Source organism: Arthrobacter sp. SD76, from assembly GCF_049726125.1.
Taxonomy (GTDB): domain Bacteria; phylum Actinomycetota; class Actinomycetes; order Actinomycetales; family Micrococcaceae; genus Arthrobacter; species Arthrobacter nitrophenolicus.
Genome location: NZ_JBNBLR010000001.1, coordinates 2,833,837 through 2,849,417 on the forward strand (window position 1 = coordinate 2,833,837; position 15,581 = coordinate 2,849,417).

Genomic DNA, 15,581 nt, shown 5'->3' on the forward strand with positions numbered 1-15,581 from the left:
TCCTTCGCGTAGGAGCGCATCGCCGACCAGAGCGATGCGCAGGTCGCCCAGCGACCGTAGCGGCGCGCCGGGAGGAAGCGGCGTCCCGAGGGTCCCGAGGCGAGCTTGCGAGCCTTGGGAAGGGACCTCCGCGCTAAGCGACGGCGAAGGGCCGTGGCCCGCCGAACGGAACCACGGCCCTCCAGCCACCTCCGCTTAGCCTTCGAGCAGCTCGGTGACCAGAGCTGCGATCGGGGACCTTTCGGAGCGGGTCAGGGTGACGTGGCCGAAGAGCGGGTGGCCCTTCAGGGTTTCGACGACGGCGGCGATTCCGTCGTGGCGCCCGACGCGGAGGTTGTCCCGCTGGGCGACGTCGTGGGTCAGGACGATCTTGGAGTTCTGCCCGATACGGCTCATGACGGTCAGCAGGACGTTCTTTTCGAGCGACTGGGCCTCGTCGACAATCACGAAGGCGTCGTGCAGGGAACGGCCGCGGATATGGGTGAGCGGCATGACCTCGAGCATTCCGCGGTCCATGACCTCCTCCACCACTTCCTGGCTGACCAGCGCGCCGAGGGTGTCAAAGACGGCCTGGGCCCGGGGTTCATCTTCTCGGACTCTGAACCGGGCAGGTAGCCGAGTTCCTGGCCGCCGACGGCGTAAAGGGGGCGGAAGACGATGACCTTGCGGTGCTCGCGCCGCTCCAGCACCGCCTCGAGGCCGGCGCACAGGGCAAGGGCCGACTTGCCGGTGCCGGCCCGGCCGCCGATGGACACGATGCCGACGGCGGGGTCCATCAGCATGTCGATGGCCAGGCGCTGCTCGGCGGACCTGCCGTGCAGGCCAAAGACGTCACGGTCGCCCTTGACCAGGCGGACCTGCTTGTCCGGTCCCACCCGGCCAAGGGCGGAGCCGCGGTTGGACAGCAGCACCAGGCCGGTGTTGACAGGCATTTCTGCTGCGGCGGGGATGAAAACGGGTTCGTGGCCGTAGAGGGTGGAGATTTCCTGTTCGTTGGCCTCAACCTCCGCGACGCCCGTCCAGCCGGAGTCCTTGACCAGTTCGTTGCGGTATTCGTCGGCCGTCAGGCCCATCGCCGAGGCCTTGACCCGCATCGGCAGGTCCTTGGACACAACTGTGACGTCCCGGCCTTCGTTGGAGAGGTTCTTCGCCACCGCAAGGATCCGGCTGTCGTTGTCCCCGCTGCGGAAGCCCAGCGGCAGCACCTCCGACGAAATGTGGTTCAGCTCCACCATGAGGGTGCCGCCGTCGTCGCCGATGGGGATTGGCTGGTTCAGTCCGCCGTGTTTGACCCGGAGGTCGTCGAGGAGCCGGAGGGCCTTGCGGGCAAAGTAGCCGAGTTCGGGGTCGTGCCGCTTGGCCTCCAGCTCCGTGATGACCACCACCGGGACAATGACCTCGTGTTCGGCAAAGCGGAGCAGGGCGCGCGGGTCGGACAACAGGACTGACGTGTCGATCACGAACGTGTGGATGAGGGCTTCCCTTCCGGAGACGGCAAAACCGGCCGCAGCATCCGTTGCTGCGCCGGTTTGTGTAGTGGCTCGCGTGGCGCGAGAGGTAGCTTCCCTCCCTGGTCGAAAAGGACCTCGGGCAGTTGTTCAGAAGTAGCCACATCGACTCCAGCCCCGGGGCAAGCCCGGAATTGTTATTGGTGAGGCGGCTCGGCCACGAGGCCGGGTCCGGCCTCCCATACAACCGGTGCGATGTTTCGCTCCATGTACTGGCCTCCCCGATCAGCCGGCGGTTTTGCCTGCTGATGGATATAACGTAAATCCACTCCAGGTAATTTCCGCAACCATTACGCGGCGATTCCTGTTGCGCCGGCGTGAACTCCCCGTGAACCGGAGATGTCAGGTCCCGAAGCGCCGCTGCCGGCCCGCGTAATCGCGGAGGGCCCGCAGGAAGTCCACTTTGCGGAAGGCCGGCCAGAGGGCCTCGCAGAAATAGAACTCGCTGTACGCGCTCTGCCACATCAGGAATCCTGAGAGCCTTTGTTCGCCCGAGGTGCGGATCACCAGGTCAGGATCCGGCTGGCCCCGGGTGTAGAGGAATCGGGAGATGTCGTCCACGCAGAGTTCATCCGCCAGCCGGGAAATGTCGGTGCCCTTGGCCACGGCGTCATGCAGGAGTTCGCGGACCGCGTCCACGATCTCACGCCGCCCGCCGTATCCGACGGCCACGTTGACGTGGATCTTCTCCCGGACGGGCGTCCGGGCCGTCAGTTTGTTGAGCCGCTCGGCGAGGTAGCCGGGCAGCAGTTCCGGGGCACCCATTGCATGGACGGAGATGTTGGCATCCTCGTCCAGCCGGTCCAGGGTGTTGGCGATGATCCCCATCAGGAGGTCAAGCTCTTCGCTGGACCGGTTCATGTTGTCCGTGGACAGCATGTACAGGGTGACCACCTTGACGCCGAGCTCCTGGCACCAGCCCAGGAACTCATGGATCTTGTCCGCGCCGGCCTGGTGGCCCTGGCTGGTGGGGGCGTTGAACTGCTTTGCCCAGCGCCTGTTGCCGTCCACCATGACACCGATATGGCGGGGAATGCGGTCGCGGGGCAGGTCTTTGAGGAGCCGCCGCTCGTAGAAGCCGTAAAGGAACCCGGGCAACTCCACGCGTCGACTCACCTGACTTCCTCGCTGTACGTACTTGCACATCCTAGGCTACCGCCCGCGCGGCGGCGGGACGTCCCGTCCCGTGGCCGGCGGCAGCACCGCCGTCGTGTTACCAGCCAGTAACTTACCGGACCGTAGATTATTCTTGGAGGATGAACAGCGACTCCTCCGACGTCCCGAACCTGCCCCGGCCAAAAGGCGGAAACGGGCGGAAGACGCCGGGCAGGGCGCCCTCGACGAGGCAGCGGTACGGCTGGCAGAGCTGTTGATGATTAAGCCGAAATGGCGCGGCTGGATCCACGCCGTGACCGCCCCGCTGGCCCTTGTTGCTGGCGTGGTGCTGGTGGCCCTTGCACCCAGCGTGGACCGTAAAATCACCTCGGCCATCTACGCGGCCACGGGCGTGCTGCTGTTCGGCGTCAGCGCCGTGTACCACCGCGGCAACTGGTCCCCGGCCGTGAAAATGGTGCTGAAACGGCTGGACCACACCAACATCATGCTGGTGATCGCGGGCAGCTATACGCCGCTGGCCTGGACCCTCCTGGAGCGGCCGCAGGCTGTTCTCCTGCTATGGGTCATCTGGTCCGGCGCCATCCTTGGGGTGCTTTTCCGGCTGCTATGGACGGATGCCCCGCGCTGGCTGTACGTACCGATCTACATAGCCCTGGGCTGCGGTTCCCTGTTCTACCTGCCGCAGTTCTTCCAGTCCAGTGTTCCAGCCGCAGTGCTGATCTGCGTGGGAGGCGTCCTGTACATCACCGGCGCGGTGTTCTATGCCCTGAAGAAGCCGAACTTCAGCTACCACCACTTCGGGTTCCATGAACTGTTCCACGCCTTCACCGTCTTCGCCTTTGCGGCCCACTTCACGGCGATCGCCATGGCCGTCCTCAGCTAAGCAGACGAGGCCTCATCCAGGGCCGGCCGGGCGGGAAGCCGGCGGCACTGTGAAAGCCCGGCGCGGGGCCCTAGTCCTGCGGCCGGGACTGGCCGGGGGCAATGCCGTTGCCATCGCCGTCGGACTGCCTGGGTGTGGACTCCAGCCCGTCCTGCGCGTCGGCCGCCGCCACATCCGCGGCTGCGGCGGCTGCCATGCGGTCCTCTTCCACCTGTGCCCGGTAGCGGACCCTGCGGATCCGGCGGACCATGTCCACGATCAGCAGGGCAGTGGCCACCACGAAGAAAGCGGTCATGATGAAGCCCAGGAGGCCCGGCGTCACCTGGTCCTCAGAGATGCCTTCCCGCAGCGTAGGGGTGGGCAGCGGCGTGGGGGTGGTGGCCAGGCTGAGGAGCAGATGATGCACGATTAAACCTTCTGTGGAACGGGTGGCGGCGGATGGCGCGGCCGGAGGGCCGGCTTATCTTCTACGCGGCATAGAAATTGCCTGCCGCTACTATCTTAGCCCCGCGAACAGGTCCTTCTCCGGGAGTTCTGAGGGCACCCGGGAATGGATCAGCGAGTAGTCCTCCACGGCCAGGCGCGCCGCTGCATCTCCGCCGACACGGCAAAAAAGAACCCCAGCGGATCCACCTGCGTCCGGTGTGCACGCAGGGCGTCCTCGCGCACCTCGAAGAAATCGCCGCAATCGATCTGCGTGGTGGTCGGATGTGCTGCCGGCGGCGGCGTGTGGCCCTCGGCGTCGGACTCCAGCCAGGCGGCCAGCCGCTCGGCATACGGAGACTGCAGGCCGGCCTCCTCCAGCGCGAAATGCAGCGCCCGGAACCGCTCCGGGCTGAAAGCCCTGTCGTAGTAGAGCTTGCTCGGCTCCCACGGCTCCCCCGCACCGGGATAGCGTTCAGGGTCGCCCGCCGCCTCGAAGGCTTCGACTGCCACCCGGTGGGCCATGATGTGGTCCGGGTGGGGATATCCGCCATTCTCGTCGTAGCTCAGGATGACGTGCGGCTTGAAGGAGCGCACCAGCCGCACCAGGGGCGCCGCGGCCCGGTGCAGCGGCAGCGTGGCAAAGGCGCCCGCGGGCAGCGGCGGCAGCGGATCGCCCTCGGGAAGCCCGGAATCCACGAACCCGAGCCATCGCTGCCTGATGCCCAGGATTTTGGCGGCACTCTCCATTTCAAGGCGCCTGGCCCCGGCCATGTCCCGTTTGGGGTGCGGTTCGCCTTCCACCGCCGGGTTCTGGATGTCCCCTCGGGAACCGTCCGTGCATGTTGCCACCATGACGTCCACGCCGGAGGCGGCGTATTTGGCCATCGTCGCAGCGCCCTTGCTGGATTCGTCATCCGGGTGGGCATGGACTGCAAGCAGCCGTAGCGGTGCCGGGGAGTTGCTGGACGCTGTCATGGAGGGACGGCTCCTCATTCATCTTTGGTTATGGCTGTTACAACGGCGGGCGGGCCGCTGCCGCCACCGGGTGCAGGACCGGCACCGGCGGAATGGGCACTAAACTGGACGGGTGACTTCCCCGGACCAGCCGGCCCCATCCGCGCCCGCAGACACTAGCCTAGCCAATCGCTATGGTGCTAAAAAAGCGGGGGCTCTCCGCCGCTGCCAAGCGGGCCATCGCCGTGGTGGCCCTGGCGGGCGGGATCGGCTTCATGGCATGGGTCTCCACGTCCAACTCGCTGACGGATATCTCGTTCAAGGACATCGGCTACAGCACCCCTGACGGCACGCTGGCCGAGGTGGACTTCCAGGTGACCCGGGAACCGGGGACCGCTGTGCAGTGCGCTGTCAAGGCGCTGGATTCCAAGTTCGCCATCGTGGGCTGGAAGGTAGTGGACATCCCGGCAGACGCCCGGGAGGGAACGTCCGACGGCGGCAGGACAGTGACGCAGCGCGTGGCCGTCCGGACCGAATCGCCGTCCGTGTCCGGCGTGGTGGACGACTGCTGGATAGCGGATAAAGCGGATTAGTGGATGTGACGTGCGCCGCTCCCCTGTTGGGATAAGTCCACAGGATTGACTACAATGGAGCAATACCTTCACCCCGCTGAGCTGGTTACTGTTCCACAAGTGGCCACTGTGGCGGGGTCTTTTGCATGTAGGACCATTAGAGGAGAAGTCCGTGTCTACCACCAACAGCGCAGCTGCAGCCTGGCTTACCCAGGAAGCTTTTGACCGCCTGAAGGCAGAGCTGGACCACCTTTCCGGCCCTGGCCGGGCGGAAATTGTCCAGAAGATCGATGCAGCCCGGCAAGAGGGGGACCTCAAGGAGAACGGCGGCTACCATGCCGCCAAGGAGGAGCAGGGCAAGATTGAGGCCCGCATCCGCCAGCTCACGGTCCTGCTCCGCGACGCCCACGTGGGCGAGTCTCCCGCTGACGATGGCATCGTTGAGCCCGGCATGATCGTCGTCGCCAGGATTGCCGGCGACGAGGAAACCTTCCTGCTCGGATCCCGCGAAATCGCAGGCGATTCCGACCTGGACGTGTTCAGCGAGAAGTCTCCGCTGGGAGCTGCCATCCTGGGGCACAAGGAAGGCGAGACGCTCAGCTACACGGCACCGAACGGCAAGGACATCAAGGTGGAAATCCTGTCCGCCAAGCCGTACGCAGCCTAGTTCCAGACAGGCACACAAAAAAGCGCCGGCACCCGCAAGGGGCCGGCGCTTTCGCGTTCCCTGCCTGCGGCCGGTCAGGCCACGCGGGCCGTCCGCGGCCGCAGCAGCAGCGCCGCCACCAGTCCCCCGGCGGCACCGCCCAGATGTGCCTGCCACGAGACGAAACCGGAAACGATGGGCAGGATCCCGAGCAGGATGCTCCCGTACCCCATGAAGAGGACCACGGCCAGGAGGATCTGCCGCCAGCTGCGGTTGAAGAAACCCCGGACCAGGAGGAACGAGAACAAGCCGAAAACGAGGCCCGACGAGCCCACGGTGACGCCGCTGTCGCCGATCAGCCAGACCGTAAGTCCGGACCCAGCCAGCTGAAAGCCAGGGCGGTCATGAACACCCGGAGGCCGGAGAGGAACACCAGGAATCCGAATATGATCAGCGGCAGGCCGTTGGAGAGCAGGTGGTTCAGGTTCGCGTGCAGGAGGGGAAAGGTGAAGATGTCCAGCAGCCCGTCAGCGCTGCGGGGCCGGAGCCCGAACGTCGCGTTGAGCGAGCGGAGCATCACCATGTTGAAGAGCTCGATGACAAACAGCAGGACCACGAAAGCGCCAAGGACCAGCAGGCCGCCCTTGGCCCTCGCCGCCACGGTTTGGCGCTGCCTGATGCCCCCGTCCCCGGTCAGCCCTTCCATGGCACCTCCTAGTGCACCACGATCGGCTGGAAGCCCTCGGCGCGGAGGGCGCTGAGGACCTGCGCTCCGTGCTCATGGCCTTTGGTTTCCAGGTTCACCGTGATGGAGACGTCTCCCATGCTGATGGAGCCGCCCACCCGTGTGTGGTCCAGGCCGGTCACGTTGGCATCGTTCTCGGCGATGATCCTGGCGATGGTGGCCAGCGAGCCCGGCCTGTCGTCCAGCATCATCCGGACTGTCATGTAGCGTCCCGCCGCGGAGAGGCCGCGCTGGATCACCTTCAGCATTAGCATGGGGTCGATATTGCCGCCGGACAGGACCACGGCCGTGGTTCCCGGGTTCTCGATTTTGCCGTCCATCAGCGCTGCCACGCCCACGGCGCCGGCGGGCTCCACCACCATCTTGGCCCGTTCCAGCAGGAAGATCAGGGCCCGGGCCAGGGAGTCTTCGCTGACGGTGACCACGTCATCCACCAGCTCGCGGATGATGCTGAACGGCAGCTGGCCGGGGCGGCCCACGGCGATGCCGTCCGCCATGGTGGATACCTTCTTCAGGGGCACCAGGGCGTCGGCGGCGAGCGACGGCGGGTAGGCAGCGGCGTTTTCAGCCTGCACACCGATGATGCGGATTTCCCGGCCCAGTTCCTTTGCCCGGGCTTTGATGGCCACGGCAACACCGGCCAAAAGCCCGCCCCCGCCGACGCCCATCAGCACAGTGTCCACGTTGGGCACCTGTTCGAGGATCTCCAGGCCTAGCGTGCCCTGGCCGGCAACGACGTCAACGTTGTCGAAGGGGTGGACAAACACGGTTCCCGTCTCGTTACTGTACCGCTGGGCTTCCGCGAGCGCTTCGTCGACGTTGTGCCCGTGCAGGACAACTTCCGCGCCGTGGCTGCGGGTGGCAGCCAGCTTGGGCAGCGCCACACCGAGCGGCATGTAGATGCGGGCTTTGATTCCGAGGCTCTTGGCGGCCACGGCCACGCCCTGGGCGTGGTTGCCTGCCGAGGCCGCCACCACGCCGCGCTTTTTTCTCTTCCGGGGACAGCCTGGCCATCCGCACGTAGGCTCCGCGGACCTTGAACGATCCCGCACGCTGCAGGTTTTCGCACTTGAAGTAAACGTCGCCGCCTACCATTGTTCCCAGCGCCCGCGACGATTCAACAGGAGTGCGCGCAATAATCCCGTCAAGCAGCTTCTGCGCCTCCAGGACATCGTCCAGTGTGACGGGAAGGGTTTCAAGGATATTCACGGACTATTCTCCTCTTGATTCGTCCCCGGCGCCCGGCTTGGGAGAGCTGCGGACATCGGGATCTTTTGCTGTGGTGCCGGCTGCGGCGTCCCTGCCGTACCGGCGCACGGCCGGCCGGGCAACGTCCTTGATGGTGTTGTCCGCCGGGGCGCCGGCCGCCAGCGGCATTACCGGCACCTGTTCATGTTCCCACGTTCTGGCGGCAATGTAGCGAATGGCGGAATTTGCGACGGCGAGAATGGGCACCGAGAACAGGGCACCCGGGATGCCGGCGAGGTATGAACCGGCAGCAACGGTGAGGATGACGGCCACCGGATGCAGTGCCACAGCCTTGCCCATGACCAGGGGCTGCAGGATGTGGCTCTCGAGCTGCTGGACCAGCAGGACGATTCCCAGCATGATGAGGGCGTTCACCGGCCCGTTGGCCACCAGCGCGAGCAGCACGGCGATGGCACCGGTCACCAGGGCACCCACCACGGGGATGAATGAGCCGATGAAGACGAGCACCGCCAGCGGCAGCGCCAGGGGAACACCGATGATTGCTGCGCCGACCCCGATGCCCAGCGCATCCACGAACGCAACGAACATCTGGATGCGGGCGTAGCTGACCATGGAGGTCCAGCCCTTGCGGCCGGCTCCAAAGGCGGCCGCGCGCGCCTTCCTGGGGAGGAGCCGCACCAGGAAAACCCAGATCCTGTCGCCCTCCAGCAGGAAGAAGATCAGGATGAAGAGGGCAAGGATCAGGCCGGCGGCAAAGTGGCCGGCAGTGCTGCCGAAGGAGAGCGCGCCGCTGACGATGCTGCTGGTGTTGTCCTGCAGGGCCGACGTGGCTTCCTTCAAGTACTGGTCCATCTGGTCGGCCGTGAGGTGGAGCGGGCCGTCCGAAAGCCAGTCCTGGATCTCTTTACCCGGCCAGAGATTCGGACCAAAGTTCTCCGAAACCTGTCCAGAGCTGCCTGCCCACCAGAGCCAATGCACCGGCAATGAGTCCGATAAAGCCCAGCACGGTCATGGCCACGGCCAGTCCGGAAGGTATCCGGTAGCTCTTGAGCCAGCCCACCACCGGGTTAAAGGAGCCCGGCAAGGAGCGCGGCCACCAGGACCGGGATGATCAGGAAACTGATGTGGCTGAGCAGCCACACCAGGGCACCGCCCACCAGGAGGATCAGGCCCAGCCGCCAGGCCCATGAGGCCGCGATGCGGATCCCGTAGGGAATGTCGCGGTCCAGTTCACGGTCAGCGAGAACCCGCAGCGTCGGTGGTGATGAAGCGGGTTCTTGCTGCAAGGAGGCTGCGGTTGAAGGCGGTTCGGCATCCCCGGTTGGCGTCATAGCCTAATACTTCCGCAGCCATGCCCTAATGGGAAACCGCTAGCCTTGCGCCCCGACGCTGTAGTCGATCCCCCACTCGATGGTGAAGGCCTCGCCGGGTGCCAGCCAGCGGAGCCCGTCGCCGGAATTGAAAGCGTTTGCCGGGCCGGTCATTGGCTCGACGGCGACGGCGCGGCTGCGGCCGGGGTACTCGGTGCTCACGAAGACGTGGACATACTCGCAGGCTTCATCCTGCCAGAGGCTGACGCTGCGCCCATCGGCGGCACTCAGGGTATGCCGGGCCTTGCCGTCCACGCGCTTCAGGCCGGTGAGCGCGACGTCCACGCTGAGTTCGGCGATGTGCCGGCCGGACCGGAAGTCGGTGTCTCCCGCCACGGGTGCTGCGCTGCGGGGAATGAGCCGGTCATCGGCCACCAGCCGGGTGTCCGCAGCCACCGTCAGCACCAGGTCCTCGATGGGCGCATCGCCCAGGCGGAGGTACGGATGGGCGCCGAGCACGAACGGGGCCGGAGCTTTGGAATGGTTGGCAAGGGTCTGCCGGACCACCAGGCCCAGGGTGTCGTCCAGGAGGTATTGGACGCGGTGCCGCAGCAGGAAGGGATAGCCGTGCTGCGGAAAAATGGTGGCCTCCAGGGAGACCCAGTGTTCCGACTCGTCAACCAGGGCGTACGCGGCATTGCGCAGCAAACCGTGGCTGGCGTTGTTCCGGCCAACCTCGGTGATGTCCAACTGCTGCTTCTTGCCGTCCAGGAACAGGTGCCGTCCTCCACCCGGTTGGCCCAGGGGGCGAGCGTGATTCCGGTGGCCCCGGGCGGGATCTGGTCGTCGCCGTACGTCTCCGTGAGGAGCACTCCGCCGCGGTGGAAGGAGCGGAGGCCTGCGGCCAGTTCGGTAACCACGGCCAGGGCATCGCCGCGCCGCAGCTCATATTGCCGCCCCGTCGCGTAAGCCTGGGGAGTCGAACCGGCCGGGGATTCGCGTGTGGAGACGATGTCATGGGCATACGGTACCCCGGCCATCGCCGGCGGCACCAATAGTCAATGTTATTTTTTGTTCGTAACTATTCTTTTTTTGATCGGCTATGCGAGACTTTTTGCATGACAGGGATCACCAGCACCAGACTCTCCGACGGCCGGGAGCTGATTTATTTCGACGACGCCGGCACTACTGCTTCGCGGGCAGCCGAACTGACCACGGACCACCGCGGCCTTCCCCCGCGGGGTGAACCGGGCGAAGTCCGGTTCGATGCCCTGACGAACGAGTGGGTGGCAGTCGCAGCGCACCGCCAGACCCGGACCCACCTCCCGCCGGCAGACCAGTGCCCCATCTGCCCCACCACAGGCAGCAACCCCTCCGAGATACCGGCCGCGGACTACGACGTGGTGGTTTTCGAGAACCGCTTTCCCTCCCTGGGACCGGCGCTCGGCCCCGTGCCGGAGGATGCGGCGTGGGGAACGAAAGGTCCGGCGTACGGCCGCTGCGAGGTGGTGTCCTTCACACCGGAGCACACCGGGTCCTTCAGCGGGCTCAGCCGGACCCGCTCCCGCACCGTCATTGAGGCATGGGCACAACGGACCGCCGCCCTCAACGCCCTGCCCGGAATCCAGCAGGTGTTCCCGTTCGAAAACCGCGGCGCGGACATCGGGGTCACCCTGCACCATCCGCACGGGCAGATTTACGCCTACCCGTACGTCACGCCCCGCGCCGCCGTGATGGGAAACGCGGCCCGGAAGTACCACGACGCCCGCGACGGCCGGGAGACCCTGACGGGGTCGCTCCTGCGTGCTGAGCGGGAGGACGGGAGCAGGATGGTGATGGAAGGCCAGAACTTCAGCGCCTACGTCCCCTTTGCTGCCCGGTGGCCGCTGGAGATCCACCTGGTTCCGCACCGCCACGTACCGGACCTCGCGGCCCTCAGTGGTGAAGAGAAGGACGAACTGGCGGACGTCTACCTGGATCTGCTCAAACGGGTGGATGCCCTGTACCCCACCCCCACCCCGTACATCTCGGCCTGGCACCAGGCTCCACTGGACCCTGTCCTGCGGCCCTCCGGCTACCTGCACCTGCAGCTGACATCGCCCCGCCGCGCTGCCGATAAGCTGAAGTACCTTGCCGGGTCCGAGGCAGCCATGGGTGCGTTCATCAACGACACCACCCCGGAAAGCGTGGCCGAGCGCCTGCGTTCGGTCACCGTTCCGGCGTCGCCCGCGTCCCCGGCCCTGGCCGGCCTCTCCGAAGGAGCCTCTGCTTGAGCACCGCACCTGATCCCGCCACGGCGCCGGCTCCTGCCCCTGCAGGAGACCTGGCTGCCCGTTTCACCCAGGAGTTCGGGAGCGATCCCGCAGGCATCTGGCAGGCGCCGGGCCGCGTGAACCTCATCGGCGAACACACGGATTACAACGAGGGCTTCGTCCTGCCCTTCGCCATCGACCGGACAGCCCGCGTGGCCGTCGGAGTCCGCACGGATTCGACCGTCCGGCTGCTTTCCACCTACGGCGACCAGGGTGTGGTAACCACCACCACCGGATCCCTTGAGCCGGGGTCGGCCAAAGGCTGGACAAAGTACCCGCTCGGCGTCATGTGGGCCTTGCGGCAAAGGGGCATCGACGTTCCGGGAATTGAACTGCTGCTGGATTCCGACGTCCCCCTGGGCGCCGGCCTGTCGTCGTCGCACGCCATTGAATGCGCCGTCATCACGGCGCTGAACGAACTCACCGGGGCCGGCCTGGAAGCCCAGGACATGGTCCTGGCCACCCAGCAGGCGGAGAACGACTTCGTGGGAGCCCCCACCGGCATCATGGACCAGTCCGCCTCACTCCGCGGCGCCCGCGGGCACGCGGTGTTCCTGGACTGCCGGGACCAGAACGCCACCCTTGTTCCATTCGAAATGGAGCCCGCGGGGCTGGTCCTGCTGGTCATCGATACGAAGGTGTCGCACTCCCATGCCGACGGCGGTTATGCCTCCCGGCGGGCGGCCTGTGAGCTGGGCGCTGAAGTGCTGGGGGTCAAAGCCCTGCGCGACGTGCAGGTGGGCGACCTTGCGGAAGCCAGCGGGCTGCTGGACGAGGTGACGTTCAGGCGCGTCCGGCACGTGGTCACCGAAAACGACCGGGTGCTGCAGACCGTGGAACTCCTCGGCGACCGGGGACCCGCTGCCATCGGCCATCTGCTGGACGCCAGCCACGCGTCCATGCGGGATGACTTCGAGATCTCCTGTCCGGAACTTGACCTCGCGGTGGATACCTCGCGGGCAGCCGGTGCCATCGGCGCACGCATGACCGGAGGCGGGTTCGGCGGTGCAGCCATCGCACTCACCCCCGCCGCCAGCGAACACAAGGTGCGCGACGCCGTCGTGCGGGCGTTTTCCGAGGCCGGCTTCACGGAGCCGGACATCTTCACCGTGTCACCCGCCGCCGGGGCGATGCGCATCGCCTGAGCCGCAGGACGCCCGGGCGCAGGCAGACGGAGGGCCCCACCAGGAATCTGGTGGGGCCCTCCGTTGCTGTTCGGGTTCCGGCGGCGGTACCGCCTTGCCGGTTACTCCTCGCCGCGGAGGATGGCCAGCAGGCGGATGATTTCCACGTACAGCCAGACCAGGGTGACGGTCAGGCCAAACGCGGCCGTCCACGAGAAGCGCTGCGGGGCGCCGCTGCGGACGCCGGCTTCGATGCTGGTGAAGTCCATGACCAGCGAGAATGCCGCGAGGCCGATGGCCAGGATGCCGATGACGACGCCGATGATGCCGCTTCGCAACCCGAAGGGTTCCGAGGTAAGGCCGGTCAGCATCATGACGAGGTTGACCACGGAGAAGAGCGCGTAGCCAATGAGGGCGATCATGAAGAACTTCATGGCCTTGGGTGTGGCGCGCACCTTGCCGCTCTTGAACAGGACAAGCGTCACGGTGAAGACGGACAGGGTGCCGAGGACGGCCTGGAGGCCAACGCCCGGGTACATGGTGTCAAGGACGCGGGTGAGGCCGCCGAGGAAGAGGCCTTCGAGGCCTGCGTAGGCAAGAATCAGGGCCGGGGACGGCTGCTTCTTGAACGTGTTGACGAGCGCCAGGACGAAGCCGCCGAGCGCACCGACGACCATCAGCAGGGATGCCAGGCTCAGGCCCACCACCATGGTGACAGCGGCACCGGCGAGCAGCACTCCGAGGCAGGCCGCCGTCTTGACGATGACGTCGTCGAACGTCATCCGCCCGGTGTCAGCAGGGCCGGCGGAGGGCCGGCTGTACATCTGCTGCAGCTGCTCGTCCGTCATGCCCTGCGGCTGGGCGTTCCAGCCCTGCTGGCCGTAAGGGGCCTGGCCGTAGGGAGCCTGGCCGTAAGGAGCTTGTCCATAGGGAGCCTGCGGGACAGGCGGTGCCTGGGTGGCTCCACGGAAATTCTTTCCGTTGAAGATCGGGTTGCCGCCAAGTGCCATTGCTGGATTCCTCCGTGTGGGTGTGATGTGAACCTTAAGGTTTACGGTACCAATTACCACGCCAATACACCCCTGAAAGTTCCCGAACGGGCGGCTATGCAACGCAACCGTGACGCTGGCCGGCGCCATTGCCCACGCCCCGCTGCACCCTGCCGCCTGGAAAATACCGTGGCTCAACAAAGGTTTCTTGGGGCGCTCCTCCCGTTTGCGCGCCCGGGCTGCCGGAGTTGTTACCTGATCGCTACCAACAAGGCCTGGACCTCGGCATTTGCGGCATCCCGCGCGCTGTAGCATAAGCCAAGCAGGGTGACGGAACTCACATGCGTGAAGGTGCCGGGCGAGATGGCGCCTCCCCGCCCTGCGTCCGTTCGCAGCGGCTGCAATGGCGCAGCCGAGACCGCCCCCAAGTGGAGGTTTTTCATTTTGAGAAGTACACCCCACGGCCAGCCGGCCGGACGACGCCGGGGGTTGCCGGGAATCATGGGAGCCATCAGTGCAACCATCCTGGCGATCCTCCTCCTCGCAGCACCGGCAACCCAGGCCGCTTCCCCAGCACCGACACCATCCCCGTCGAACCAGACCTTCCAGAACAACATCAGCGGCTTCCTCCGCGACGACACCCGCGCACCCCTGGCGGATGTGACCATCACGGCAAAGAAGGGCGACTTCACCGGCACGGCCAAGTCGTCAGCGAACGGCTCCTGGAACATCGGCGTGCCCGAGCAGGGCACCTACACCGTGGAACTGGACGAATCCACCCTGCCTGAAGGCATCAAGCTCGCCGAGGGGCAGGAAAACCCGCGTGAGGTCACCTTCAGCCAGACCTCGAACCTGTCAGTGATCTTTGCCTTCGGCAAGGGCATCGTGGTCCAGGAGCAGGACTTCGGGCAGAACCTGCTCAACCGCCTCGTGGCAGGACTGAGCTTCGGCCTGCTCCTCGCGCTGGCATCGGTGGGACTGTCACTGATTTTCGGAACCACCGGGCTCACCAACTTCGCCCACGGTGAGATGGTGACGCTGGGCGCGGTGCTGGTGTTCGCGTTCAACGCGGCCGGGCTGCCTTTCTGGCTGGCACTGATCCTGTCCCTGCTGGGCGGTGCCCTGTTCGGGTATGCCCAGGACAGGGGCCTGTGGCGGCCGCTGCGGCGCCGCGGGACCGGCCTGGTGCCCATGATGATTGTCAGCATCGGCCTCGCGCTGGCCGTCCGCTACGTCATCCAGTTCTACTTCGGCGGCGCCACGCAACAGCTTCCGTATGCCCAGAGCCCCGAAATCCAGCTGGGCCCGGTATCCATCTCGCCCAACAACCTCTGGTCGCTGGGCATCAGCGCGGTGGTGATCGCGCTGATCGGCATCGTGCTGCTCAAGACCAGGCTGGGCAAGGCCACCCGCGCAGTGGCGGACAACCCGGCGCTGGCCGCCGCTTCCGGCATTGACGTGGACGCCGTGATCCGGCTCGTGTGGATCACCGGCGGCATGCTCGCTGCGCTCGGCGGCATCCTTTGGGCCTACTACCGGCCCGGCGTCACTTTCGACATGGGCTCGGCCATCCTCCTGCTCATTTTCGCCGGCGTCACGCTGGGCGGCCTCGGTACCGTGTTCGGAGCCCTGATCGGTTCGATCATCGTGGGCATTTTCGTGGAGCTGACCACGGTGTTTGGCCTTGCCGCCGACCTGAAGTACGTGGGCGCCCTGTTCATCATGATCGTTGTCCTCTTGTTCCGGCCACAGGGCATCCTGGGCCGTCGCGAGCGCGTGGGTTAGGA

At 66.1% G+C, this 15,581-nt stretch carries 9 protein-coding genes and 6 pseudogenes; 6 read left to right on the forward strand and 9 right to left on the reverse strand.

What is annotated here, in order from left to right:
* Positions 1–195 precede the first annotated feature (195 nt).
* Positions 196–1,612: pseudogene (locus tag ACPEE0_RS13715) on the reverse strand (PhoH family protein).
* Positions 1,613–1,850: 238 nt separating this feature from the next.
* Positions 1,851–2,612: an isoprenyl transferase gene (locus ACPEE0_RS13720; RefSeq protein ID WP_009356222.1), complete on the reverse strand. Its 762-nt coding sequence runs from the start codon at positions 2,610–2,612 to the stop codon at positions 1,851–1,853.
* A gap of 253 nt (positions 2,613–2,865) precedes the next feature.
* Here ACPEE0_RS13720 and trhA point away from each other — a divergent pair, with 253 nt between their 5' ends.
* A complete protein-coding gene (trhA, locus tag ACPEE0_RS13725; RefSeq protein ID WP_035751589.1) occupies positions 2,866–3,507 on the forward strand; it encodes a PAQR family membrane homeostasis protein TrhA in 642 nt (213 codons plus the stop codon).
* A gap of 70 nt (positions 3,508–3,577) precedes the next feature.
* Here the strand turns inward: trhA and ACPEE0_RS13730 are convergent, their stop codons facing one another.
* Together ACPEE0_RS13730 and mca are read right to left on the reverse strand one after the other, a co-directional pair.
* Entirely contained in the window at positions 3,578–3,913 is a 336-nt protein-coding gene (locus ACPEE0_RS13730) for a hypothetical protein (RefSeq protein WP_009356220.1), read from the reverse strand.
* Between the two features lie 90 nt (positions 3,914–4,003).
* Positions 4,004–4,908 (reverse strand): annotated as a pseudogene (mca, locus tag ACPEE0_RS13735) (mycothiol conjugate amidase Mca).
* Positions 4,909–5,081: 173 nt separating this feature from the next.
* Here mca and ACPEE0_RS13740 point away from each other — a divergent pair.
* Positions 5,082–5,480, forward strand: coding sequence for a DUF4307 domain-containing protein (locus ACPEE0_RS13740; RefSeq protein ID WP_424574650.1), 399 nt, complete (start codon positions 5,082–5,084; stop codon positions 5,478–5,480).
* Positions 5,481–5,631: 151 nt separating this feature from the next.
* Positions 5,632–6,126: a transcription elongation factor GreA gene (greA, locus tag ACPEE0_RS13745; protein WP_009356217.1), complete on the forward strand. Its 495-nt coding sequence runs from the start codon at positions 5,632–5,634 to the stop codon at positions 6,124–6,126.
* Between the two features lie 74 nt (positions 6,127–6,200).
* Here the strand turns inward: greA and ACPEE0_RS13750 are convergent.
* From ACPEE0_RS13750 to ACPEE0_RS13765, 4 pseudogenes are all read right to left on the reverse strand, one after another.
* Positions 6,201–6,811: pseudogene (locus ACPEE0_RS13750) on the reverse strand (rhomboid family intramembrane serine protease).
* Between the two features lie 8 nt (positions 6,812–6,819).
* A pseudogene (gene ilvA, locus ACPEE0_RS13755) lies at positions 6,820–8,059 on the reverse strand (threonine ammonia-lyase).
* Positions 8,060–8,062: 3 nt separating this feature from the next.
* Positions 8,063–9,390 (reverse strand): annotated as a pseudogene (locus ACPEE0_RS13760) (AI-2E family transporter).
* A gap of 39 nt (positions 9,391–9,429) precedes the next feature.
* A pseudogene (locus ACPEE0_RS13765) lies at positions 9,430–10,409 on the reverse strand (aldose 1-epimerase family protein).
* A 78-nt stretch (positions 10,410–10,487) separates the two neighbouring features.
* Between ACPEE0_RS13765 and galT the strand changes: the two are divergent.
* Together galT and galK are read left to right on the forward strand one after the other, a co-directional pair.
* Positions 10,488–11,642, forward strand: coding sequence for a galactose-1-phosphate uridylyltransferase (galT, locus tag ACPEE0_RS13770; RefSeq protein ID WP_354175448.1), 1,155 nt, complete (start codon positions 10,488–10,490; stop codon positions 11,640–11,642).
* Positions 11,639–12,826, forward strand: coding sequence for a galactokinase (gene galK / locus ACPEE0_RS13775; protein ID WP_009356213.1), 1,188 nt, complete (start codon positions 11,639–11,641; stop codon positions 12,824–12,826). Before galT ends, galK begins: the two co-directional genes overlap by 4 nt.
* Before the next feature lie 101 nt (positions 12,827–12,927).
* On the opposite strand, the gene ACPEE0_RS13780 is transcribed toward galK, so the two are convergent.
* Positions 12,928–13,815 (reverse strand): Bax inhibitor-1/YccA family protein, encoded by an 888-nt coding sequence (locus ACPEE0_RS13780; RefSeq protein ID WP_407709245.1) that lies wholly within the window; start codon positions 13,813–13,815, stop codon positions 12,928–12,930.
* Between the two features lie 480 nt (positions 13,816–14,295).
* Between ACPEE0_RS13780 and ACPEE0_RS13785 the strand changes: the two genes are divergently transcribed.
* Positions 14,296–15,579, forward strand: a complete 1,284-nt coding sequence (locus tag ACPEE0_RS13785; protein ID WP_009356211.1) for a branched-chain amino acid ABC transporter permease — start codon at positions 14,296–14,298, stop codon at positions 15,577–15,579.
* The last annotated feature ends 2 nt before the right edge of the window (positions 15,580–15,581 follow it).